This window comes from Streptomyces sp. 8L (assembly GCF_020176795.1).
Classification (GTDB): Bacteria; Actinomycetota; Actinomycetes; order Streptomycetales; family Streptomycetaceae; genus Streptomyces.
Genome location: NZ_JAIUKE010000207.1, coordinates 1 through 21414, shown reverse-complemented (window position 1 = coordinate 21414; position 21414 = coordinate 1). Strand labels below are relative to the sequence as shown.

Sequence of the window (21414 nt, the reverse complement as noted above, 5' to 3'; positions counted from 1 at the left end):
GGGCCACAAACCCGCGCGCCTGTTCTCCCCGGCGCCCCCCCGCCCCCGCCCCCCCCCCCCCGCGGCGGGGCCCCCCCCGGGGGGGGGGGGGCGCCCCCCCCACGTTTCTGCGACGGCGCGGTCTCAGGAATGCCTGCCGCGGTCCTCTCCCGCGTCATCGGTCCCCCCCGGCGACCTCCCAGGCGAGCCCGTCGCGCGCCGTCAGGGACCGGCAAGAGCGATCGTCCGTGGACGAGTGGCTCACACCTTCGGCCTCCGCAGGCATGAGCGCTGCTCTTACTGAGCAGCGCTCCTGGCTTCGATAGGTCGGCGGTTCGCGCCTGCTGGTTTAGGAGAGCTCCTCTCCGCCAAACGGGTATGGCTCGTCGATCCACACTCCGCGCTGCGGTTGTCCCGCTCGGAAGTCGCGCGTGTTTCGAGCTGAGCAGGACTTCGGCACCAGCCACGACCGCAGTGGCAAGGTGGACGGCGTCCCAAAATCGCCCGGGTGACCGCGGGAGGCGGCGTACGATCCGTCAAAGCCTTGTGAGGGGCAGCTACGGCGAGGGCATGGGGCATGGCGCTGGCGCACGAGTGGCACGACGGGACGATAGCCGCACTGAAGGAGGCCCTTGACGAGGGCCTGGACCAGTACAAGACGGCTGCGCGCATGATCGCGCTACTCGGCCCCGAACCTCAGGCGCACGCCGCCTCCGTCGTTCGAGCGTTGCAGTACCACCCAACGCTACGACCGCATCTCAAGGATCCTGGTTCGCGAATCTACGCTCCGATGTTCGAGATTGGTGGAAGCTGCCATCCTGAGCCGGTGGGTGAGGCGACGGAGGAGACGCTCTCGTCCTGGGCGGACGCCCTTGATCTTCTTGCCGCATACCCGCTGGTGGTCGCGCGGCTCGCGGATCTGCTGTGGTTGCGACGGTTCGGTGCAAAGCCGTACGTGTACGCCCAGGCCTCACAGCAGGCCCTGCGTGCACTGTGGGCCTACCCGAGTATCGCGGAAGTGTATCGAGCAGACTGTCTAACCCGGGCGCTTGACATCACCGCCGAGGCGGGGATGAAGGAGCATGCCGTGGAGACCGTTGGAGAACTCGTCTCGGCGGCGAAGCAAGTTCTGGCGAATCCCGAGCCGATGCCGGGACCTTGCCTGCGCCTACTGACCCGGTTGGCCGCGCTGCCGGCCAAGCAACGTCCCGTGGAGATGGCCGACCTCCTAGGCGTCGCCGGTACTGCGTTCAGTGCGGATCCCTTCAGCCTCAATGCGGTCATGCAGTTGCGCCTGCAGTTGGCGGGGGCAGATCCCGAGGCGCGCCGGACCGTCGCCACCGACATCGTGGGGTTGTGGGAGGCGGCGGCGGAAGACGCCGCCGCTCCGCTGGTCGCGATTCGCCACCTTGAGCAGGCTCTGGCGGTGGCGCGCTCCGTGGGTCTACGCGAGGACACGCAGCGTCTGCTGGTGCGCTTGCAGGAGATTAGCCGCGGCGACCAGGGCCTCGTCGAGTTCTCCGCAGAGGTAAACCTTCCGTCCGAGCACGTCGAGGCGTTCATTGGCCAGTTCCTCGCGGGAGACGATCCCCGCGCATGGCTTGCCAGGTTCGGCAGCTACTGCCCTGTCCAGGCCGATCGCGATGCAGTCGCCGAGCAGGTGCGTGCCGCGATGCGCGAATCGCCGATTTACTATCTGACCACGCTTGTCAAGCTCAACGGCCAGGGACTGCCCGTCAAGATCCTCTCCGGAGACGACGCTCGCTTCGCCCAGGCTGTCATCGACCACGACACGCGCGGTATCACGTCCTGGGGCGTGTTCGCAGCCGAGGCCCTTGGCCGGATCGTGGCCGACCCCCGGACGACGCCGGAAGCGATCGCTGGCTTCCTGACCGAGGGCATATTCGACGAACTGCTCTCCGACGGCCTGGTGCGCGCCTTCGGCCACTTTGCCGCAGGCCGGTACGAAGAGGCACTCCTGTGCGCCGTTCCGCGCCTGGAAACGGCGCTTCGGTCAGCGTCGATGGAACTGGGCTTGGTCGTCTACACGGAACCGGCCGCCGCGCGAAATGGCCTGGGAACCTTCGTCGGCCTCGGCGAATTGCTCGCCGGACTCAAGGGGCGTACACCCGATGCCGAGCGAGCCTACCTGACGCTGCTGCTGTCGGACCCGTTGAGCCTGAACCTGCGCAACAGGGCGCTGCACGGTCTCATGCAGCAGGTATCCAAGCAGGACGCCGCGCTCGTGTTGCACGCTGCCGCCACCCTCGCCTTGTGGCACAAGACCACCAACGACGGCGGGGCGGGCCAGGCAGAGAGCTGACCTATTTTCCCCGCGGCACCGAGGCATTGATGGCGCGTACAGGCGGCCGGGAGCGGTAGCGGGCCGCCCCAGTGGATGGGGCGGCGGGCACGGATTCAGCACACATGGGGCCGGGAGGCCGATCTGGTGGCATGGCTGCGCAGTGGACCCGCGTCAGAAGCCGAATGTCCAGATGGAACGGCAGTAGACCACAGGCCGAGCAACGACTCGATGAGATCTTCGATGACCACCTCGATGTACTGCGTCGGACCATGCGCGAAGACCAGTCGGCCTTCGGTCTCGTGGACGCAGCCACGGAGGCCGGCTACCGCCTTGCCGACGTGATGGCCACGCTGGTCGACGAGGGGCCCGACTTCGTGGAGGACCCAGAGGCATTTCTGGCCCGTTTCACGAACGAGGTGGGAGGGCGAGGCGGCACGCTGACCGATGCTGCGATACGACGGGCCGCGGCAGACACCGCCGAGCGGCTGCTGGAACGGCAGCAGGCGGAATCGGGCGGAGGAGCACCCGCGGGTGGTGGTCTCGCCGGGGATCTGCTGTGCCTGCTCTACCAGTGGTTCTTCGCCGACATCGTGAGCGAGTTCCTGCGATCTGTCATTGCCGAGAAGGTCAAGCTCGTCGCCCCGGTCCTGCCTGTTCTCGACCCCGGCGATCACATCGCCGACTGGGTCGCCGACAAGGTTCTCTCACTGGTGCCGAACCCCTGCGAAGAGGCGGCTGAACTCGTCGAGAAGGCCAAGTCTGTGGAGTCGGACATCGAGGATCCGGTCGGGTCCCTGCCGGAGATCGCCCGAAGCCTGGTCCCGGGCACAGTGGGCAAGGTGCTGGGCCTGGTTGTCGAGAACATACCGGGATACCAAGAAGGCGACGAGGGGGAATCCGCATGACGGCCGCCTATCGCCGCTTCTTCTGGCGCGAGTCCGACGAGGCGGAACCACCCACCGGATGGCAGCCTCTGGGCGACGGCAACTACTGGGAGTCGGAGCACCGCGCACCGCAGAGGCTGGCCCTACTTGCCCCTCCCCCACCCTGGGCGGACGACCTGCAACGGATCGGCCGTGCGGTCTTCGCAGCAGACAAGCACGCGCGGCGTGACGCGACCTTCGATCGCTGGACTCGCCACATCCGGCTCTCCGTGCCGGTCGCCGCGCACGAGCGCTGGCAGGCCGCGCGTCCACTCCTCAGCTCGCTGCTGCAAACCCTGACCGGCGACCACTGGCAGGTGGAATTCCGTGGCTCCCGCCCAGCCACCGATGTGTCGCTCACCTTCGATACGGCCTCCCGCGCCGGAGAGGTCGCCCTGTTCTCCGGGGGCCTGGACTCACTGAGTTGGGCAGCTCAACGCGCCACGGCTCACACGTCCGAAAGTCTGCTGCTCGTCACCTTCGGCGAACAGAACTTCCCACGCCTTCAGGGCTCCGTGTACGCCAGCATCTACCGGCGCCGCAACCGCCCGGTCCGCCGCATTATCCTGAGCCAGAACGTCCGCTTCCAGGGCAAGAAGCAAGGGGATTTCGAGCGCACCACTCGCTCTCGTGGCTTCCTCTACGCGGTCGGCGCTGTCCGCGCAGCGGCGGCCGAGGGCACCCCCGTCGCCCATATCCCCGAGAACGGCCAGCTCTCTATCAACCCGCCACTGTCCCCCGCCCGTGCCGCTGCCTGCTCCACACGCTCGGTCCACCCCTGGACCCTGCATCTGCTGAACCGGCTGATCGCGGCCGTCGCTGACGGCCCCGTCGTAGAGCTCCAGAACCCACTCGCCCGCCTCACCAAGCGCCAGGTCTGCCACGCCGCGCTCGATGCCGGCCTCACCCCTGCCAACCTCGCCGCCACCCTGAGCTGCGGCGTCCCTCCGCCGCAGCGCACCCATGGCTCCCGCTACGACAACTGCGGCCTCTGCTACCCCTGCCTCGTACGCCGCGCGGGACTGCTCGGGGTGGACGACATGTAGTACGACTCCGCCCCCTGGGATCCCCATCTCAGCAATGACCAAGCGGTGCATTGGCGCGCCCTGCTGAACTGGCTCAACGCTCCCTACACCCTCCGAGACCTCATCGCCGACACCCCGCTACCCCCAGGCGCCGATCCACAGACCACGCTGGCCGTCATCACGAAAGGGCGAGAGGAACTGTCCGAGTTGCGGCACGTCGAGACCAGGGCCAGAGCCTGATGTGGCGACATGGTCCTCACGATGACCACGACATCGGCCCGGACAGCCGTACCGTCCGGGCCGATGTCGCTACGGGAGCTGCAGTTGACCAGATCAGCCCTCGGGAGGCTCCTGATCAGGCCGGGCCCAGAGCAGGCCGCCGACCTTGGCGGTCGTGTCCTTTGAGGACGCGCTTCGTCAAGTACTGGTAGCGGCGACGCGTACGGGCCGACTGGCTAGGCTCCCAGTCCATGATCGCGTCCACGACTGTGTCGGGGACGCCGAGAATCAGCAGAATGCTTCCTCTATCCCTTTCACTCTGTGCACGCATATGCGTGAGAAATGTAACCAGAGAGGAGTGAACGCGTAAGCACGATCAGTATTTTGGCCAGTTTTCATCCATATCGATGTCGACTCGCCACACCTCGGGGTGCAGGTAAAAACCCAGAGAAATGACAGATTTTACATGAACCGCTTTTTGAAATGCCGGCCGAAGTAAGCATTCATGCACTTTGCTCCATTAGTTCCGCAATGACACGATAAGGGGCTAGGGTTTGCTTGAGCTGGAGAACACTGCACCCAGCAAGCTTGGCTCGCTTCTCGGCTGTTTCCTGTCCTCGACGGACCGACTCGAAGCTCTCGGGTGTTGGGGTGGCACCCCGGCCCAGCAAGAAACGCACCACGTCCACTTGCCCGCTCCAAGCCGCACTCCCCAGCGGATCGCTCTGCGGGCCCCCGAGTCCGTTGAGACTTGCCCCACGGTTCAACAGGGCCTCCACAATCTCTAGGTGTCCTTGGCCGGCAGCCATGGAAAGTGGCGTGCCCTGCTGATCATCAAGCCGACCATCCGGTTGCGCACCGGCATTCAGCAGGAGATCCACGATCTTGCTCGTACCTCGCGTCGAAGCAAAGCGCAGAGGGAGATTCTCTCGATATTCTCCTATTCTCTGCTCAGGATCTGCACCAGCTTCCAGCAAGGCATGAACAACCTCCGGGTAATTGCAAAAAATAGACCAATCCAGGGCTGTGCGCCGTTTGTCCGAGGCGTCGGCCGATACCCCGCTCAGCAACAGACGACGAACGGCCCCTATGTCGCCCTGACGGGCCGCGTGAACAAATCCTTCCTCCGGTTTCATTTCTCCAAATACCCTTGGAATTCGTCTCGTCATTGCCGAGGAAGCCCGCCTCCGCCTAAGCTTCCGGAAGTTCATCCGCCTTCGATTAAGGATGCGAGCGTATCTCTTATTTGAGAGTGTACTGAGTCAATCGGCCAGTAATGCTACGGAGTTCAAGACTCCCGGTGCGCTAGGTGGCTTCGTTTGGATCACCGGGCGGACCAGAGGAAGATGCCCGAGATGTGGAGTCCGGCCTGGTAGACGGTCGCTGTCTGCTGGCGGCCTGCCACCCTTGCTTCTCCGGCGAAGCCGGTTGCCTCGTTGGTCCGTCGGGATCGGGATCACCGCCCGGATACCGCGCTTGCGCAAGTGGTCGCGGATCGCGCGGGAGGAATACGCTCTGCCCGCCGCTAACCACGTCCGGCCTCGTGCGAGGCCGTCCACGATGTCGAGGGACGCGCAGGCGTGCCACGACCGCGGGGAACGCTGCTGCGTCACCGGCCTGGCCTGCGGCGAGCACGAACGCCAGGGGCCTGCAGCGGGCATCCGCCGCCAGATGGATCTTCGTGGTCAGTCCGGCGCGGGAGCGGCCGATGGCGTGGTCTGCCGGTTCGTCAGCCGGGGCCGCTTTCTGCGAGCCCCGACAGCATGCGCCCTGCTCGCCGCCGTGGAGGGTGACACCGGCTTGGCGTGGCGTCACGCCGAGTCCCTTCGAACCCCGGCGGAACGGTCGCTTGCTCTCGGCGCCGTGGCGGCATACCTGGCGGGGGTCGAGGTCACGCCGGCCACCGACCCGCGCGCAGACGACCGAATGGTCAGGATCTGTCTCGCGCTCGTCCGCGCCGCCACGAGGGACGCTCCGTCCAGGAAGGGGCAGGACCGGCACACAGTGCACCGACTACTGAGGACAGGCGCCTGGACTCGCGCGCTTCCGGCACTCCCCGGCACCGCCCCGGAAGCCCTGCCGCACCTGGCCGCGATCGCATGGCAGGCCCGGCGACAGCGGGCGCCCGAGCCGGATACCGAGGGGGCTTCGTGATCCCTGTGCGTGGGGGTGGTCGGGTGGTCCCGTATCCACCATTGCTGGACCGCAGGCCAGGACGACCGTGAACCCTCCGGACCCACGCACGAACATGTGGGAAGCGTGGTGGGGGCAACCCCTCACGGGTTCGGATCTCGCATCCTCCGCCACGGCTGAGCAGCCGGAACGAGGCTCCGGCCCGCGCCTGCGGGTCGGAGCCTCTCCGGTCTCCGGTCTCTGGTCCCTATGGTCGTGATCGTGGCCCGCCCGGCTCGGGTCGACGGCCGGCGTAGTCCCACCGGTTTCGGCCCGCATGTCGTCGGGAGCGCTGCGATTCGCGGAAGCCGCGCCGTTGTGGGGTCAGCTCACAGGAAGGGGTCCGCGCTGGGGATGCCGAGGACGGTGCGGCCGGCCACCTCGTAGTTGGTGACCGACAGAATGGCGTGCTGCGCCGCGGCGTGGCCGTCGCGGAAGAGCTTGCCCAGCCGGTTCGACTCGTAGACGACGGCTGAGCCGGCCAACTCGTACATCGAGGTCAGCACGGCGCGTGCGGTCTCGCCCGCGTGGGGCAACGCCCCCCGTACCGCGCCTCGTTCCGCCTCTGTCGTTCGGCGGCCCGCCACTGCCGCGGCGTCCAGTGCGCCGAGCGTGGTCATCAGCAACGCCAGGGCGGCGTCGACCTGTGCGCCGGCCCGTCCGAGAGCGGCCTGGATTCGGGGCTGCTGTGCGAGCGGCAGGCCGTCCGGCCCGGTCTTGGTGCGCGCGAGCTCCGCCATCTCCTCGATCGCCGCCCGGGCCAGGCCGAGCGTCACTGCGGCGCCGCCCGAGGTGAGCTGGTTGATCACCGGCACGCGGAAGAGCGGGCGGTCGATCCGGGCCCCCGCGCCGGGGGCGAGGGCCATGTCGGGCTCGACGCGCACTTCCCCGGCGATCACGGTGTTGCTGTTCGTGCCGCGCAGGCCGGTCGAGTGCCAGCTGTCCCGTACCTCCACCGACGCGCGGGGAACCAGGCAGAAGCGCACGTCGGGCCCGGCCTCGGTGAGACGCGGTTGCCCGTCGTCCAGGACAACCGCAAGCAGCGCCATCCACTGGGCCGAATCGGCTCCGCTGACGAGCTTCCACTCGCCGGAGAGCAGGAACCCGTCATCGTTCGGCACGAGGTGGCCCGGCTGGCTCGAATGGGCGATCATCGGGTCCGGACCGCTGCTCCAGACCCGTTCCACGGCCGCCTCGCTGAGGAACGCCGCGGCGAAGCCGACGTTGAAATTCCACACGGTCCAGGCCGTCGGACCGTCGATCCGGGCAAGCCGCTCGATCAGAGCCACGCTCGTGGCCACGGGGAGCTCGAAGCCCCCCAGTTCGCGTGGGGTGTTGAGACGAAATGCTCCATTGACGCGCAGAACGTCGACGAGTTCGCTCGGCAGTCGGCGGAGGTCCTCGGCGTCGTCGCGGTACTTCTCGATCGCCGGGCGGAGAAGGCCGGGCAGGTCTTCGGGGGCATGGGAGGGTCGCGGGTAGGAAGGCATGTCGTTCTCCGTACTAGGGGTCGGCCCGGACGGCGAGAACGCTGCCGCGTCGGCGGACTCGACGGCCACGCGCGTGCTCGCCCCCACCAGACGCGTACTGCGGAACGGAAGTTCGAAGTCTCCGACGTGTCCTGCGTCACGCTGCACAGGTGTGCTCCGGGTGCCCCCGGCGCGTGTGGAACAGCCGCCCCTGTCGTACCCAGCCGGAGCGCAGGTGCATCACCCATGCCGCACCGGGCGGACAGTGGAATGGGTCATCGGGTGGGCTCTGCATCGTGACCTCCCAGACGGCGAGATCGCCGCTGGCGATGACGTTGGCCACGTGATGGCTGACCCCGTCGCGCACATCCTGCTCGAGCCCGCGGGCGAGCAGGCCGTACCCCTCGGAGCGAATGCCACCGGGCCCGGACAGCGCCACCGTCGGCAGCCAGGACGTGGCCAGTGCGGACCCGGGTTCACCACGCCGTGTCGCCGCCAGCAACTCCTCTGCCTGGCGGCGGCTCTCCTCGTTGGCTTTACGGACGTCGTCGTGGGCGGTGTCGGCAGTTGCCAGCAAGGCCCGCGTCAACTTGCCACGGGCTTCGCTCAACCGGCTGCGAACGGTCCCCACCGGCACACCGCAGGTCGCCGCGATGTCCTGATACGTCGATACGCCGCTGAAGTAGCGGAGCATGAGTACCAGCCGCAGCGGGGACGATAGTTCAGCCATGGCCTGCCACACCCAGTCCCGCGTGGCGTGCCGCTCCAGCCGTTCCAAGGGGTCCGGTTCCGCCGAACGAAGCAGTGCGACATGGCGGTCGTCCAGCGGTACGTGTGCGGGCGAACGCCTCTGCGTACGGCAGACGTTGCGGACCACCGCACGCAGCCAGGGCGCCACCGCGGCGGGATCGCGCAAGCTGCCGATCCGGCTCAGGGCGATCATGCTCGCTTCCTGTACGGCGTCTTCGGCGTCAGGGCCGTAGCCGACCAGACTGATGGCGACGGCGAGGAGCGCCGGACGGTGGCGGACCAGAAGACCGCCAAGAGCACCTGCGTCGCCTGCCTGCGCGGCGCGCGCCATCTCCGCGTCGGTGGGGTCACCAGCACGAGGAATCGCCATGTACGAAATCCTACTGAGGCCATCAGGCCGTTACCGCTGAGGTTGTCAGGCTGTTGCCGCTGAGGCCGTCAGGCCGTAGCGGCTGAGGCGATGAGGTTGTTGCCGGCGCTGTCGCCCACCCCGGCGGCACGACCAGCCCCGGGCCCAGGCGACCGTGTCTGTGCACAGATGTCACGGGAAATGACGGTGCTGCCGGCAGTGAGGGCGTTCGCGCTGATCACGGGGATGACCGGCCCCTCCGGGGAGGCAGGCCGGTAATCTCGGGCCATGACCGAGACATCGGTGGCGCACTTCTACGACGAACTGGCCGACGACTACCACCTGATCTATGCGGACTGGGACGCGGGCATCCGTCGGCAGGGGCGCGCCCTTGACACCCTGATCGGCCAAGATCGCGCGACGGTCCTCGACTGTTCCTGCGGCATCGGCACGCAGGCCATCGGCTTGGCGCTGCGCGGGCACCGGGTCACTGGGACCGACATCAGCCCCCGCGCCGCCGCCCGCGCCGCCCGTGAGGCCGCCCGCCGGAACCTGAGCGTCCGCACGGCCGCCGCCGACATGCGACGCCTCCCCTTCTCTGATGGCCGGTTCGATACGGTCGTCTGCGCCGACAACTCGCTGCCTCACCTGCTGACCGAGCAGGATGTGCGCGCCGCCCTGGCTGAGATGCGCCGCGTTCTGCGTCCCGACGGCCTACTGCTGGTCAGCACACGCCACTACGACGATCTGCTGCGCGACCGCCCGGCGTCGACGCCTCCACAGGTCCACCGAAACGCCGACGACGCCGATGGCGCTGACGCCGCCGACGGTGCCGACGGCGAAGAGCGGACCGTCACCTTCCAGCTCTGGCACTGGCACGACGACGGCGAGCACTACGACCTGGAGCACTTCCAAGTCCTTCCGGCAGACGGAGACTGGCGCGTCAAGGTCCGCCGTACTTCCTACTGGGCACTCGGCCGGGACAGGCTGGCCGGCCTCGCAGCCGAGGCCGGATTCGTTGACCTCAAGTGGCAGATGCCGGAGGAGACGGGCTTCTTCCAGCCACTGCTCGTCGCCCGCGCCGGCGAGTAGGTGACTCCACCTCTCGGCGTGGGGGACAGGCGTCAGCCGGTCTTGGCGGGTTCCTCAGCGCCCGCTCGGGCGCTGGCGAGGCGGTGGGAGCCGGTCCCGGTCTCGATGATGGTTCCGTTGAAGGCGAGGCGGTCAACGATGGCCGCGCGGAGTCAGGGATCGGTGAAGGTTCCAGCCGCCGAAGGACTCGTCGGCCTCGACCAGTTCGTTCACCACCGTGGTGGCGAGGGTGTGGACGGCGGTCGGCGCCGTCGGTGAATCTGTCGCGGATCGACGGCAGGCGCAGCGAGGACAAGTAGCAGGTCACCAGCGCGCCGGACAGACGCACGGTCACGCCACCGAAGTGGACCTCCACCTCGTGGCCCGTGGCCCGGCAGATGGGTCTGCGGCACGAACACTTCCACCGGGGCCTTGCCCGAGACCGCGGGGATCTCCGGCGTCCGGCGGGAGACGCAGCACCGTAGCGTCTGGTACGGCAGCCGGCCCCGCCACCTCCCTCCCTGGTGAGCTGATGAGCTGATGAGCTCACCGACCCGTCGCGTCCCCGAATGAGCTCACCGAGGGGTGCGGGGGCTTCTCGACCGCGGCCCGTCCCGCCTCCGCTCGTCAAGACCTCTTTAGGAGCCTTATGGTGAATTGCACGATCGACACGGACGGTGAGCACCCCATGGCCAAGGCGTACGAGCGCATCGCGGACGAGATCCGCCGTGCCATCCGGGCAGGTGAGCTGCGTCCCGGGGACAAGCTGCCGGCGGAGACCCAGCTCGTTGAGGACCACCGCCGCAGCCTGCCGACCGTCCGGGACGCTCTCCGTCTTCTCCAGGAAGAGGGACTGATCGAGAAGCGGCACGGCCGAGGCAACTTCGTCCGCGAGGCCCGTACGAAGATCCTGCGGACGAACGAGCGGCACCAGTGGGAGAAGGACAGGGCCCGCAAGTCCGTCGGCGAACGGTTGAAGACCGGGTCCACGGAGCAGGCCACCGGGCTGAGCGTCAGCGATCTCGCGTTCCACGCCTCGTACAGCGACGGTGTCGCCGAGGGCGACATCGCCGAGGCGTTCCGCGTGCCGGAAGGCACACCGCTGCTCGTGCGCTCCTACCGGACGCGTAACGCCTCGGAGCGTGCGCCGCTGGGTCTCGTGACCTCGCACCTGGTGCGCGGGCTCGTGGAGTCCAATCCGGATCTGCTGGACGCGGCCAACGAGCCGTGGCCCGGTGGCACGCAGAGCCAACTCCTCATGGTGGGCGTCGAGTTGGATCGCGTCGAGGAACGTGTGACGGCCCGGCCGCCCACGCCCGAGGAAGCGGAAGAGCTGGAGCTTCCTCCGGGGACCCCCGTCATCGCGCTGCGCAAGACCTCGTACGACACGCGGGACCGCGTGGTGGAGCTGTCCGACGTGATCCTGCCGGGCGACCGCACGGAAATGCACTTCACCACCTCTCTGGAAAGGTGGTGAGCGCTGTGCGCACGCGCATCACCGTCATCACCGCGGTCCACGGCCCGTCCGCCCACTTCCTGCCGGACGCGTACAAGTCCCTGTGCGAACAGGAGCCGCAGGAGGGCTGGGAGTGGCACTGGCTCATCCAGCAGGACGGGCTGGGCGACGACGTCGGCCGCTACGTCCCGGACGATCCGCGCGTGACGTTCGAGCGGGGGCGCCCCGGCGGCCCCGGTACGGCCCGTACGCTGGCGCTGGCCCGCACGGACGGCGAGTACATCAAGGTCCTGGACGCCGACGACCAGCTCGCCCCGGGGGCCCTGGCGCGCGACCTGGCGGCCCTGGAAGCCGACCCGTCCATCGGCTGGGCCACCTCCCGGGTCCTCGACCTGCTTCCCGACGGCACCACGGCCGGCTTTCCCGGCGACCCGGAGCCGGGCGTGATCGAACGTGGCGCGGTCCTGGAGTTCTGGCGGGCCAACAACTACCTCGCCCAGGTGCACCCGGCGACCCTCTTCGCCCGCCGGGAGCTGGTCGTGGCGCTGGGCGGGTGGATGGCGCTTCCCGCCTCGGAGGACACGGGGCTGCTGCTCGCCCTGAACGCGGTGAGTCCGGGATGGTTCACCGCGGACGTCGGTCTGCTCTACCGCAAGTGGCCCGGCCAGGCGACCAGTCAGGCCGCGCACACGGACCCGGCCGAACGCGAGGCCCGGATGGCGGTCGTGGAGGCCAGGGCCCGTCAACTCGCGCACCTGCGGTGGACCTACCCGCCGTCGTGAGCGCGAAGACCGAGCAGGCGACGGCCGTACGGACGCGGCACGCGTTGGCTTGAGGGCCGGCTCAAGTCCTCAAGGCCGTAAGCCCTCAAACCCTCAAATCCGGAGACACCTTCATTGATGCCATGCGCGTCATAGGGAGAAAACCCGTCCCGCCGCGTCCCTGATGGTGTCGGCCAGGGTGTCAGGAGCTTCGAGGTGGGCGATGTGTCCCTGGCCGGTGAGCGTGACGGTGCGCGCATTCGGCAGGGCCACCGCCAGATCGGCCAGGCGTTCACGCAGGTGGGAGGGGCTGAGGTCGCCCTCGATCAGGGTCGTCGGCGCTTCGAGCGACGCGAAGCGATCAACACCGACGCCGAGCGCGTCGATCGCTTCATCCTCCGCGATCTGCGCCGCCGCGCACACGGCAAACGCGTCGCGCACGCGCTGGTCGGCGAACATGGCATCCACCACTGCCGCGGGCATGCGCACGATGTCCCGCATGTGAATCCGCATTGCCTCTACGAGTTCGCCTCCGTCGACCGCGGCGCGGGCACGTACCCCTGCTGTCCCGGCGACCAACTCCTTGGTCGGCACCGGCGGTTCATAGAGGACCAGTCCGGCGAACGCCGACGGCGCCAGCAGGGCCGCCTCCAGTGCGGCGACGGCACCCGAGGAATGCCCCACAAGGAGCACAGGAGGCTCCAGGAGATTCGCGACGGCGACGATGTCGGCCGCCTCGATGCTCATCGAGTGCGGGAGAGCGATGTCCGCTTCGGCATCGTAGATCCGCCGTCGGACCCTCACGACGCGAAAGTCATCGGTGAGCCGGCGGGTGACGCCGTCCCAGGTCGTCGCGTCTCCGCCGCCCGGGTGGACCACCAGCAGGTTCGGCCCGGCTCCGTCGTCGAGAGCGGTGATGAGGCGACCGTCGCCAGACGGTGCGGCAAGCTCAGTCATGCTCACCAGCCTGCACCCGCCCTCCTACAGCACACCGACAGCGCTCCGACAGACTGCCGGCATACTTGTGCGGCCGATGGCGGTCGGCCTGTTCCGCAGGTCGAGAGGGTCACCGAGCTGGCGGAGGCCCTGCGCCTCCAGGGCGGGGCCTCCGAGCACATCACGCTCCTCGGGGGCGACAACGTCATCGAATTCGCTCATGAGTTGCACGCCGCGGTGCGAGCGATCGAATGGCAGGTCAACGGCAAGGCCCTGCCTCGATTGCGGTAACCACTCGACCTCACTGGCCGGTCGATCGTGAATGCGAGAGTGCCAGGCAGTCGGCCCCGTGATCCACGTCGCGCACCTGACTGCAGGTCAATGGTTACTCAGCCACAAATTCAGCCAATGCACCCCGACTTGACCGAGGCCGAGAGTGATGACCTTGACCATGCCTGTGGCCGCTTCCCGTAACAGGGAGGACATACGAGGGGCGGTTGGCGTCTGCGTGTCCCGGTGGTGGCGAATCACGAAGATACTGATGAGACGGCCTTTGGATGAAGAGAGTTCTTTCGGCATGTGCCCATTGCACAGCCCGAATTACCCCATTCCCAGGGCAACGAACCGACTCGCACAGACCCGGAACTGGGTGTGGAGACACAAGCCGTCCGGAAAGTTTCGTGGCTTCTCGGCAGTCTACGAGATTTTCCGAGATTCTTCGTTGGTCTCTGCGCAGGTCCTCTAGGCTGGTGACCGATGGTGACCGTGAAGGGGGATCATGGAGTACGACGGCACGTTTCACGCCGAGCTTCAAGCATGGGCCAATGACCTGCGACGTCTCCGCATTGAGCATGGCAATCCCACCCTGGCGCAGATCACGGCGCGGGCACCCAGGAGCCGACCATTGTCAGGGTCTGGCGTCAGCGAGATCCTCAACGGAAAGAGGCTTCCCACGTACGAGGTGCACATGACCCTGATCCGCGTGCTGTTGAATTTCGACGGACGAAGTCCGGCATCACCCCCGGAAGACCAACTGCACGAGTGGCGTGAGCGGTGGAAACGTCTCAAAGAGCTGGAGACAGCGGGGAAGAGCCGACATCGCCAGGGTAGGCGGACCGCTCCGAAGGCCGGTCAGCCGTCCGGACTGGAGGGCGGTCTCACCGCCCGTATTGTGCAGAGTGCCCTGAATCAGGGGCGCTCCATAGAAATCGCTCCACTGAGTGACGAACAATGGGTCGGCAGAAATTCCCTTTCATTCTCCCCGGACGGGAACATACTGGCCGCTGACTACCAGGGGCAGGTGAAGCTCTTGGACCTGACGGAGTTGGCCGACCCATGGGACTCGTCTGGCTGGAGGCTCGGCAAAGAATACGGGAAGTCCGTCACATCCATGGCTTTCTCACCGGACGGGACACTGCTGGCAGCCGGGGACTCGATTGGTAACACCAGACTCTGGGACGTGCGCTCTCGTACTCAGGTGGCTAAAGCCCGGAACGCGAGGGGCGCGATCCACACCGTGGCCTTCGCCCCCGACGGACGTCACATGGTTACGGCGGGCAAGACTCTCCGCTTGTGGGACGTCACGGACTCCGTACAGCCCCTTAACATCGACAGAGCTCTCCACGATTACACGATCACGGCGACTGCCTTCACTCCTCACGGCCGGTTGGCTATCGCCCTGGCTATCGAAAAGGAAAGTGTAGGGGTAGCAATGTGGGAGCCGACGCTCGGCAAGGAGATCAGCAGAAGATCGGGACACCGAAGCCCGGTCACTGCCTTGGCTTTCTCGCCCGATGGCCGGTACATGGCCACTGGCGACGAAGACGCGGCCGTGAAACTTTGGGATGCGGACACTCGGAAGGAGTCCGGTAGCGCTCTCTTGGGCCATGCCGCTCAGATCACTGTGGCTGCTTTTTCGCCGGAGGGCCGATATCTCGCAACGGGCAGCGAAGACACCACCGTACGGGTGTGGGACACAACGAGTAATAAACCCATTGGCGAGCCGTTGAAGAGCCACACGTCTCCCATCAGAACCATCGCCTATTCGCCGGACGGTCGCCTTCTGGCGACCGGTAGTCGTGATGGCATGCGCTTGTGGCTTCCTCCGATCGCGACTGGCAAACTGACCGGTGAATCACGATATGGACTCTGGTAGATGCGGTGTTGAAGTGGGCTCGCCGAGTCTTTGGGCTGCACGGACGGCCGCCAAGCACGAGGGCGGCCTTCGACACGTACAGGCCCTACGTACGGCCTCCACCGGGTGCGGCATCCGCGCTGTCGATACCCCACTTGTCATGGGACGATCTGAAGCCCCCGCACGGGCGCAGGCAGCGGAAGCATCGGATGCTGCGGCCGCTGGGCTCAGCGCCCAGGCTGCGGGCGAGAAGTTGGGGATCGATTTCGACCTCCGTGATACGGGCCAACGGGTCTCTCGGCCTGGGTACCAGGCTTACTTCGTCGATCTGTGCGTCGCCCATGACCGGACGCGGGTAGGACAGTGCCATCTCGCCGTCACTGTGTGAACAGCCAAGGCGCCCACATGCATTGCAGATGCCCTCGGAGCTGCGGTGTACCTGCACCTCGTAAAGGACATCAAGCAAGTGTTCACACAGGTCGAGGTCTTCCCCGCACAAGGAGCAGACTCGCGTCGAGGTGAACCCGACAGACATTCCCAGTCTGCTGTGCATGAGCGAAACCGGGCACGTGTCCCAATAGGTGCCCTGCCTGTACTTGATACCGCAACCGAAGATCCCGCCCGCGAGAGCAGCGACCTTGTGCGCATGCACATGGGCTGGTTCGGCAAGCTCGGTGTCCTCCAGAAAATTGAAGGCATCGACCGCCCGCCCGAGAGACCTCCGTGCCGAACTCTCCAATGCACGCCACGGTTCGGCAAGCACGCCCGAACCGGGCTGTGCGTGCAGCACTTTCGACATCACAGCGTACTGCCGGTGATGGAACCCCTCCGCGCGCAGTTCCCGAGGAGCGGCGCTGAGTGACGAAGGGTGTGCACGGTGGTCGATTTGGCGGAGCAGTCGCGTTTTTGCTCGCGCCCAGACGTCGGTGAGGAAATCTCGATGAGCTTCCATAGAGCGCAGGTCATAGCGCTCGATGAACGCATTTGTTGCTTCCCACGAGGGAATGTGTGAAAAACCCAGACCCCAGGTCTGCGCCATACTGCGGCAACACTCCCCGTACAGGCGCGCCGACTCCTTCAAGGCCACCACGCCATCCTGATGCAGCATGGCCGAGCGGGCCGGACCTGCGGCCGGAGGAAGCGGCACGCCGGTACGGATGATGCAACCAGAAAATCTCACTCAGACGTACTCTCTGGTGCGATGGCGTCCGACGCTTCAGGGGGCAGCCATGTCGGCCGACGGTCAGAGATTGCGTCTCGGATGAGGCTTTCGATGTCTGCAACCGGGCTGGTGACCTCCAAGCCCCGGACAACAGTCTCTTGATCGTTGCGCACGATCTCAGCAATGCGGACGGTTACGTTCGCGGAGCCCACTTCATCTCGCACGGGGTCGGCTCCGAGCGCCGAACGGGCACGATGCCACAGGACCAAAGAAACACTCTTGATCAGATCACTCGTGAGACTACCTGCCACTGCGAGCGCGATCACCGCAACCACGTCAGCAGCACCATATTCGCTGAGGTAGCGCCTGTCCTCTCGCGCGGAGGCGAAGCCGATGTCCACGCCGTGATGCCTCAGTGTCTTCAAGAGACCTGCCACGTCATCCCGGTAGATCCCCACACCATCGATCGTCTTGTCGGGGAGCAGGAACAAACGACCGCCCGCCCGGGCGGCCAAAACCTGCGTGGGCAAGTCCCCCACCGAGACGTCCCACGGCACCACGCACTTCTGCGACGAACGAGTATCCGTCATCGACCAGTCCCTCTCCGATTCTGAAGACAGCGGTTCCTGGAAAAGATTACTGCCGAGTGACCGCGAGCGCGGGCCGACGGTGAGGCTGAGCAATCGCATCAGCCCACGTTGTCCTGATCGTTGTAGGGCGCACCACGAGGCGCTGACGTTCGCCGAAGTCCACGCACCTCGATCAGTCTGCTGCGCGGCCCTCGATGTACGGCCCTGAACAGCCGTGCGGACAGTTGGAAAGTGTCTTGGCGGTAACCCCTCACGAGTTCGAATCTCGTATTCTCCGCTATCGCTCTCACCGGGCATGACGTCGAACGCCGTCGCAGCTTGCTGTGCGAACTTCGACGGTGGCGATTGCAGTTGCCGACTACCGGCCGTTGAGCCCGGCCCGGCACGCGGTGCAGTACATGGCCGCGTTCCGCCCGTACCGCCGCATGATCTGCGTGCAGCCCGCACACAACCCGAGCTCCCATGGCGGGCACCCCAGGGCCGCGGAGGCTGCTGCCCGTTCGACGGGAGTGACCCACATCGGGTCGCTGGAGCGTTTGGCCGGCAAACGGGGGAGGGTGAAGCCGCCCGTCGGTTGATCGAGGTCGCGAAGAGGCCGGGCGTCACTGACAAACCAGCTGTCCTCGCCTGCCCGGCAGGTACGGTCGACCTCCTGCTCGGCGAAAGTGATCACATCGTCGGCTTCTTCCGCCGGGACTGCGGGCAGGGGCGTCCTCTCATCGACGATCTCCTCCCACAGCGCACGGTCGGCCGCGGACACCCACATGTGCCGCCCAGCGCGGCCATTGCCCCGACTGGGCACGTAGACCGGGACGCTCTCCCCCGTAGCGCTCTGCAGCACCAGATCCTCGATGCGGACCGGCTTCTTCTCCGGGAGACAGAGCGCCGGTATGAACCAGTCCGCGTGAATCGCGCCGCAATGACCGGCGCCCTCGCTGAGGAGGCAGTGGCGCTCGCTGCTCGGCAGGCACTTCCAGACTTCGAGGTGCCGGTACCCGCCACGGATCACCATCTCCTTGCCGTCGGCGATCTCCTTCCACGGCATGTCGTCGACGCGCGCCCAGGGCGCCCGGTCGATCAAGGAAGCCGTCCGATCCTTCGCCACCCAGAGCGGGGTAATGCCGTGCTCCACGGCATTGACAGAGCGCCGGTGCACGCTGCTGGGGCTGAGGTGGTGGTACTGGATCTCCCATCCGATCCTGAGACCGCCGGGACCGGTGACGACGGCGTCCGAGACGCTGCGCCGGTTGGCCACGGGTACCTCGGCCTCGGCGTCCAGGCCGTATCGTCCAGCGGTCTCGACGATCCGCTCCTTGGTGGCCCTGTGCTGGGCACTCTCCGCCGGAGTCGCCTTGTGCGTGATCGGCAGGTGCGAGGCGACGAGCGGTCGCCGGCCGCCCACGCGCCCTCGGCGAATGAACATCCAGGGCGACTTGCCGCCCGACTCCGACAGGCACGCGCGCTGTTCGTGGTGCGCCAGACATTCGAGGAGCCGTGGATCGCGCTCAGAGACGCCGATGATGATCTCTTGAAGCAGATCGGGACGGTCCGGGTGACCGAGGTCGGGCAGGGACAGATTGATCTCTATGCCATATCCGGTGTGCCACACCCCATTAGCCATTCCTCTACCATATTAAAGACAACCGACACTCAACAGAGTGCATGAGAGGGCCAACATCGTCGCCAGGAGGGACAGTTCGAGCACAGCCACCCGAGTCTCGGCCAAGCGCCAACGGCCCTGTCCGCGAAAGCCGGAAGAGCTGTGTTCGCTACCTGGTTCGATACGGACGGCGTCCCTTTGTCGTCCATGAGGTACCTGTTCCGTCCTTGCCGGGGCTCGTCTCGAAGGGCCCCGCCAGGGGTGGGGCCCTTCGAGGTCACGGTCTCCGCTCAGGCGGGGGCTGGGTTACGGCCGTCGCCGCGCCGTGCTGGTCGCGGGTGGGGGCCGGTTGTTGCCGGTGGCTCTCATGCCAGGCCGAACTTCTGGGCCCCGGAGTTGTTGCAGTCCCAGATCTGGAGCCTCGTGCCGTTCGCGGTGGCACCGGACGGGGAGTCGACACATCGGCCCGTCGTCGGGTTGGAGAGGGAGCCGTCGGCGTTGGCGACCCAGTTCTGGTAGCCGCCGCCGTTGCAGGTGGCCAGCTGGAGCTTTGTGCCGGCCGCGTTGACGCCCCCGGCGATGTCGAGGCACTTGCCCAGCGTGCGCAGGGTCTGGCCGTTCCAGGTCCACTTCTGATCGAGTGAGGTCGCCTGTTGGCAGTCCCACAGCTGGACCGCGGTACCGTCACCGCCCGTGTCGTCGCCCGCCACGTCCACGCACTTGCCGCCGGGGCCGTAGATCGGGGTGCCGATGGCGAACTTCTGGGCGTCGGCGCCGTTGCAGTCCCAGATCTGGAGCCGCGTGCCGTTCGCGGTGGCGCCCGACGGGGAGTCGACGCACCGGCCCGAGGCCGGGTTCCGCAGCGAGCCGTCGGTCTGCCGTATCCAGTTCTGGTAGCCCCCGCTGTTGCACGTGGCCAGTTGGAGCTTCGTGCCGGCCGCGTTGGCCCCGCCCGCGATGTCCAGGCACTTGCCGAGGGTCTGGAGGGTCTGGCCGTTCCAGGTCCAGTGCTGGTCCTTGGCCCCCGACTGGCAGTCCCACAGCTGAACAGCGGTACCGTCGCCGCCGGTGTCGTCACCCGACACATCCACGCACTTGCCGCCGGGGCCGGTGATCGTCTGGCCGCTCACCTGACCGCCGCCCCCGGAGCCGGGCCCCTTGTTGTACACGGCCACCGAGTCGATGACCAGCTTGCCGCCGGAGACCGTGGCCGCGTTCGGGCCGCCGCCGAAGGCGTCCGGGAAACCGCCGCCCATCGCCAGGTCGTAGATGATGAAGAACGGGTGGTCGATCGCGTTGGACCAGGTCGTCGCGTCCACCTGGTTGGCGCTGACGGTGAAGAAGTTGTTCCCGTCGAGGTAGAAGCGGATCTGCTCCGGCGACACCGAGCGGTCGATCTCCGCCGCGTAGTCGTGGAAGCCGGTCTGGCAGCCCGAACAGGCGCGTTCACCGGAGCCGATGCCCGTCGACTCGTTGCACGGCCCGCCCGGGCTCACACCGCAGTGGATGGTGCTGAAGTCGGAGCTCCGGCCGTTGATGTCCTCCATGATGTCGACCTCGCCGGACGTCGGCCAGGTCACCCCGGCGCGCAGGGGCGCGCCGAGCATCCAGAACGCCGGCCAGTAGCCCGCGCCGTTGGCGGTGTTGACGTTGGGCTGCTGGAGGACGGACTCGATGCGTACGACTCCGCCCGCGGGGGCGCCGAAGGTCGCCGCCTGGGTCTCCACGCGCCCGGACGTCCAGCCGCTCCGCGGGTCGGAACCGGAATGCTGGGCCTGGAGCACCAGGTGGCCCTGGCCGTCGTAGTAGACGTTCGACGTGCTGTTGGTCATGGTCTCGATCTCACCGGTGCCGAAACTGCTGCCCGGCCCGGTGTCGTACTTCCACAGGCTCTGGTCGATGCCGGTGCCGGACGCACCGTTGAAGTCGTCGCTCCAGGTGAGCGTGAAGCCCGACGGCGTCGGGGGCACCGCCGCCTCGGCGTTCAGTGTCGCGACGACGGTGGCCGCGACCGTGACCGCGATGACGGGAACCAGGGTGAACGCTCTTTTCCAGCCACCGCGCCGCGGTCTTGCGGATCTCAAGCGCATGTCTGACCTCCGGGGAAAGGCGTGCTTTCGCACGTCCGCCAGGACATCCCCGGAGGCCACCGCGGGAGGCGTGATGCCGGCGCGCGCCGGCCTGCCCCGCGTGACGGGCGCACGGGGATGTCATGCGCACAGCTTCCCGACCGGTCCGACGTTCGACAAGATGGCCGACACGTCGAGGTCGACCCTCTTGAAGCCCTCGTGAACACGGCCCTGCGCGCCGCCGAGTTCTGCTCGGGCGCCGCCGGGGCCCCCGTCTGGGGTTCCCCTGCACGGGGCGCGTCCCCGCCCCGTCCGGGGTCCCCCGGCGCGAGGCGGGGGGCCCCCCCCGCCGGCACAGGGCGGGGGCACACGGGGGCGCCGGCGCGGGGGGGGGGGCGGGGGGGGGGGGGCGCGCGGGGGGGGGGGCGGGCGCCCCCGCGGGGG

Annotated in this window: 18 protein-coding genes and 2 pseudogenes; 8 read left to right on the top strand and 12 right to left on the bottom strand. The window is 67.3% G+C overall.

The window, feature by feature from the left end:
- The first annotated feature begins 556 nt into the window (after positions 1–556).
- The 4 genes from LCE31_RS18625 to LCE31_RS18610 all read left to right on the top strand — a co-directional run bounded on the left by LCE31_RS18625 (position 557) and on the right by LCE31_RS18610 (position 4472).
- Entirely contained in the window at positions 557–2302 is a 1746-nt protein-coding gene (locus tag LCE31_RS18625) for a DUF4209 domain-containing protein (protein ID WP_225015581.1), read from the top strand.
- A 164-nt stretch (positions 2303–2466) separates the two neighbouring features.
- The gene (locus LCE31_RS18620) at positions 2467–3189 is read left to right on the top strand and encodes a hypothetical protein (protein ID WP_225015578.1); all 723 of its coding nucleotides are present in this window, start codon (positions 2467–2469) and stop codon (positions 3187–3189) included.
- Positions 3186–4253: a 7-cyano-7-deazaguanine synthase gene (locus LCE31_RS18615; protein ID WP_225015577.1), complete on the top strand. Its 1068-nt coding sequence runs from the start codon at positions 3186–3188 to the stop codon at positions 4251–4253. Before LCE31_RS18620 ends, LCE31_RS18615 begins: the two co-directional genes overlap by 4 nt.
- 45 nt (positions 4254–4298) lie before the next feature.
- Entirely contained in the window at positions 4299–4472 is a 174-nt protein-coding gene (locus LCE31_RS18610; protein ID WP_225015575.1) for a hypothetical protein, read from the top strand.
- 482 nt (positions 4473–4954) lie between these two features.
- Here the strand turns inward: LCE31_RS18610 and LCE31_RS18605 are convergent, their stop codons facing one another.
- From LCE31_RS18605 to LCE31_RS18590, 4 genes and pseudogenes are all read right to left on the bottom strand, one after another.
- Positions 4955–5587, bottom strand: coding sequence for an ankyrin repeat domain-containing protein (locus tag LCE31_RS18605; RefSeq protein WP_225015573.1), 633 nt, complete (start codon positions 5585–5587; stop codon positions 4955–4957).
- Between the two features lie 258 nt (positions 5588–5845).
- Positions 5846–6161, bottom strand: a pseudogene (locus tag LCE31_RS41250) (transposase); the annotation flags it as partial.
- Between the two features lie 791 nt (positions 6162–6952).
- Positions 6953–8113: an acyl-CoA dehydrogenase family protein gene (locus LCE31_RS18595; RefSeq protein ID WP_225015571.1), complete on the bottom strand. Its 1161-nt coding sequence runs from the start codon at positions 8111–8113 to the stop codon at positions 6953–6955.
- A 136-nt stretch (positions 8114–8249) separates the two neighbouring features.
- A complete protein-coding gene (locus LCE31_RS18590) occupies positions 8250–9212 on the bottom strand; it encodes an RNA polymerase sigma factor (protein ID WP_225015569.1) in 963 nt (320 codons plus the stop codon).
- Positions 9213–9479: 267 nt separating this feature from the next.
- On the opposite strand from LCE31_RS18590, the gene LCE31_RS18585 reads away from it, so the two are divergent.
- Entirely contained in the window at positions 9480–10283 is an 804-nt protein-coding gene (locus tag LCE31_RS18585; protein ID WP_225015566.1) for a class I SAM-dependent methyltransferase, read from the top strand.
- Positions 10284–10315: 32 nt separating this feature from the next.
- On the opposite strand, the pseudogene LCE31_RS41550 reads toward LCE31_RS18585, so the two are convergent.
- Positions 10316–10484, bottom strand: a pseudogene (locus LCE31_RS41550) (IS21-like element helper ATPase IstB); the annotation flags it as partial.
- A gap of 466 nt (positions 10485–10950) precedes the next feature.
- Here LCE31_RS41550 and LCE31_RS18575 point away from each other — a divergent pair.
- Positions 10951–11739 carry a GntR family transcriptional regulator gene (locus LCE31_RS18575; RefSeq protein WP_225015583.1) on the top strand — a complete coding sequence of 263 codons (789 nt, stop codon included), beginning with the start codon at positions 10951–10953 and terminating at the stop codon, positions 11737–11739.
- A 5-nt stretch (positions 11740–11744) separates the two neighbouring features.
- A complete protein-coding gene (locus LCE31_RS18570) occupies positions 11745–12500 on the top strand; it encodes a glycosyltransferase family 2 protein (protein ID WP_225015564.1) in 756 nt (251 codons plus the stop codon).
- A 129-nt stretch (positions 12501–12629) separates the two neighbouring features.
- Here LCE31_RS18570 and LCE31_RS18565 read toward each other — a convergent pair whose 3' ends face one another.
- The 3 genes from LCE31_RS18565 to LCE31_RS18555 form a co-directional block, all read right to left on the bottom strand.
- Positions 12630–13436, bottom strand: a complete 807-nt coding sequence (locus tag LCE31_RS18565) for an alpha/beta fold hydrolase (protein ID WP_225015562.1) — start codon at positions 13434–13436, stop codon at positions 12630–12632.
- Positions 13437–13460: 24 nt separating this feature from the next.
- The gene (locus tag LCE31_RS18560) at positions 13461–13637 is read right to left on the bottom strand and encodes a hypothetical protein (protein WP_225015560.1); all 177 of its coding nucleotides are present in this window, start codon (positions 13635–13637) and stop codon (positions 13461–13463) included.
- A 156-nt stretch (positions 13638–13793) separates the two neighbouring features.
- Positions 13794–13994, bottom strand: a complete 201-nt coding sequence (locus LCE31_RS18555; protein ID WP_225015558.1) for a hypothetical protein — start codon at positions 13992–13994, stop codon at positions 13794–13796.
- A gap of 199 nt (positions 13995–14193) precedes the next feature.
- Here LCE31_RS18555 and LCE31_RS18550 point away from each other — a divergent pair, with 199 nt between their 5' ends.
- A complete protein-coding gene (locus LCE31_RS18550) occupies positions 14194–15570 on the top strand; it encodes a WD40 repeat domain-containing protein (protein WP_225015556.1) in 1377 nt (458 codons plus the stop codon).
- An 85-nt stretch (positions 15571–15655) separates the two neighbouring features.
- Here LCE31_RS18550 and LCE31_RS18545 read toward each other — a convergent pair whose 3' ends face one another.
- The 4 genes from LCE31_RS18545 to LCE31_RS18530 form a co-directional block, all read right to left on the bottom strand.
- Entirely contained in the window at positions 15656–16696 is a 1041-nt protein-coding gene (locus tag LCE31_RS18545) for a hypothetical protein (protein WP_225015554.1), read from the bottom strand.
- Between the two features lie 29 nt (positions 16697–16725).
- Positions 16726–17400 carry a hypothetical protein gene (locus LCE31_RS18540; protein WP_225015552.1) on the bottom strand — a complete coding sequence of 225 codons (675 nt, stop codon included), beginning with the start codon at positions 17398–17400 and terminating at the stop codon, positions 16726–16728.
- 259 nt (positions 17401–17659) lie between these two features.
- A complete protein-coding gene (locus LCE31_RS18535; protein ID WP_225015550.1) occupies positions 17660–18910 on the bottom strand; it encodes a hypothetical protein in 1251 nt (416 codons plus the stop codon).
- A 356-nt stretch (positions 18911–19266) separates the two neighbouring features.
- Complete coding sequence (locus LCE31_RS18530) at positions 19267–20991, bottom strand: ricin-type beta-trefoil lectin domain protein (RefSeq protein ID WP_225015548.1); 1725 nt, start codon at positions 20989–20991, stop codon at positions 19267–19269.
- Positions 20992–21414: the final 423 nt, after the last annotated feature.

Excerpts from the sequence above, each read along its gene's own strand:
- LCE31_RS18575 (WP_225015583.1), top strand. The coding sequence starts at position 10,951 with ATGGCCAAGGCGTACGAGCGCATCGCGGACGAGATCCGCCGTGCCATC.
- LCE31_RS18565 (WP_225015562.1), bottom strand. The coding sequence starts at position 13,436 with ATGACTGAGCTTGCCGCACCGTCTGGCGACGGTCGCCTCATCACCGCT.
- LCE31_RS18555 (WP_225015558.1), bottom strand. The coding sequence starts at position 13,994 with ATGCCGAAAGAACTCTCTTCATCCAAAGGCCGTCTCATCAGTATCTTC.
- LCE31_RS18550 (WP_225015556.1), top strand. The coding sequence starts at position 14,194 with ATGGAGTACGACGGCACGTTTCACGCCGAGCTTCAAGCATGGGCCAAT.
- LCE31_RS18615 (WP_225015577.1), top strand. The coding sequence starts at position 3,186 with ATGACGGCCGCCTATCGCCGCTTCTTCTGGCGCGAGTCCGACGAGGCG.
- LCE31_RS18625 (WP_225015581.1), top strand. The coding sequence starts at position 557 with ATGGCGCTGGCGCACGAGTGGCACGACGGGACGATAGCCGCACTGAAG.
- LCE31_RS18585 (WP_225015566.1), top strand. The coding sequence starts at position 9,480 with ATGACCGAGACATCGGTGGCGCACTTCTACGACGAACTGGCCGACGAC.
- LCE31_RS18540 (WP_225015552.1), bottom strand. The coding sequence starts at position 17,400 with ATGCGATTGCTCAGCCTCACCGTCGGCCCGCGCTCGCGGTCACTCGGC.
- LCE31_RS18595 (WP_225015571.1), bottom strand. The coding sequence starts at position 8,113 with ATGCCTTCCTACCCGCGACCCTCCCATGCCCCCGAAGACCTGCCCGGC.
- LCE31_RS18605 (WP_225015573.1), bottom strand. The coding sequence starts at position 5,587 with ATGAAACCGGAGGAAGGATTTGTTCACGCGGCCCGTCAGGGCGACATA.
- LCE31_RS18530 (WP_225015548.1), bottom strand. The coding sequence starts at position 20,991 with ATGCGCTTGAGATCCGCAAGACCGCGGCGCGGTGGCTGGAAAAGAGCG.
- LCE31_RS18560 (WP_225015560.1), bottom strand. The coding sequence starts at position 13,637 with ATGAGCGAATTCGATGACGTTGTCGCCCCCGAGGAGCGTGATGTGCTC.
- LCE31_RS18590 (WP_225015569.1), bottom strand. The coding sequence starts at position 9,212 with ATGGCGATTCCTCGTGCTGGTGACCCCACCGACGCGGAGATGGCGCGC.
- LCE31_RS18620 (WP_225015578.1), top strand. The coding sequence starts at position 2,467 with ATGTCCAGATGGAACGGCAGTAGACCACAGGCCGAGCAACGACTCGAT.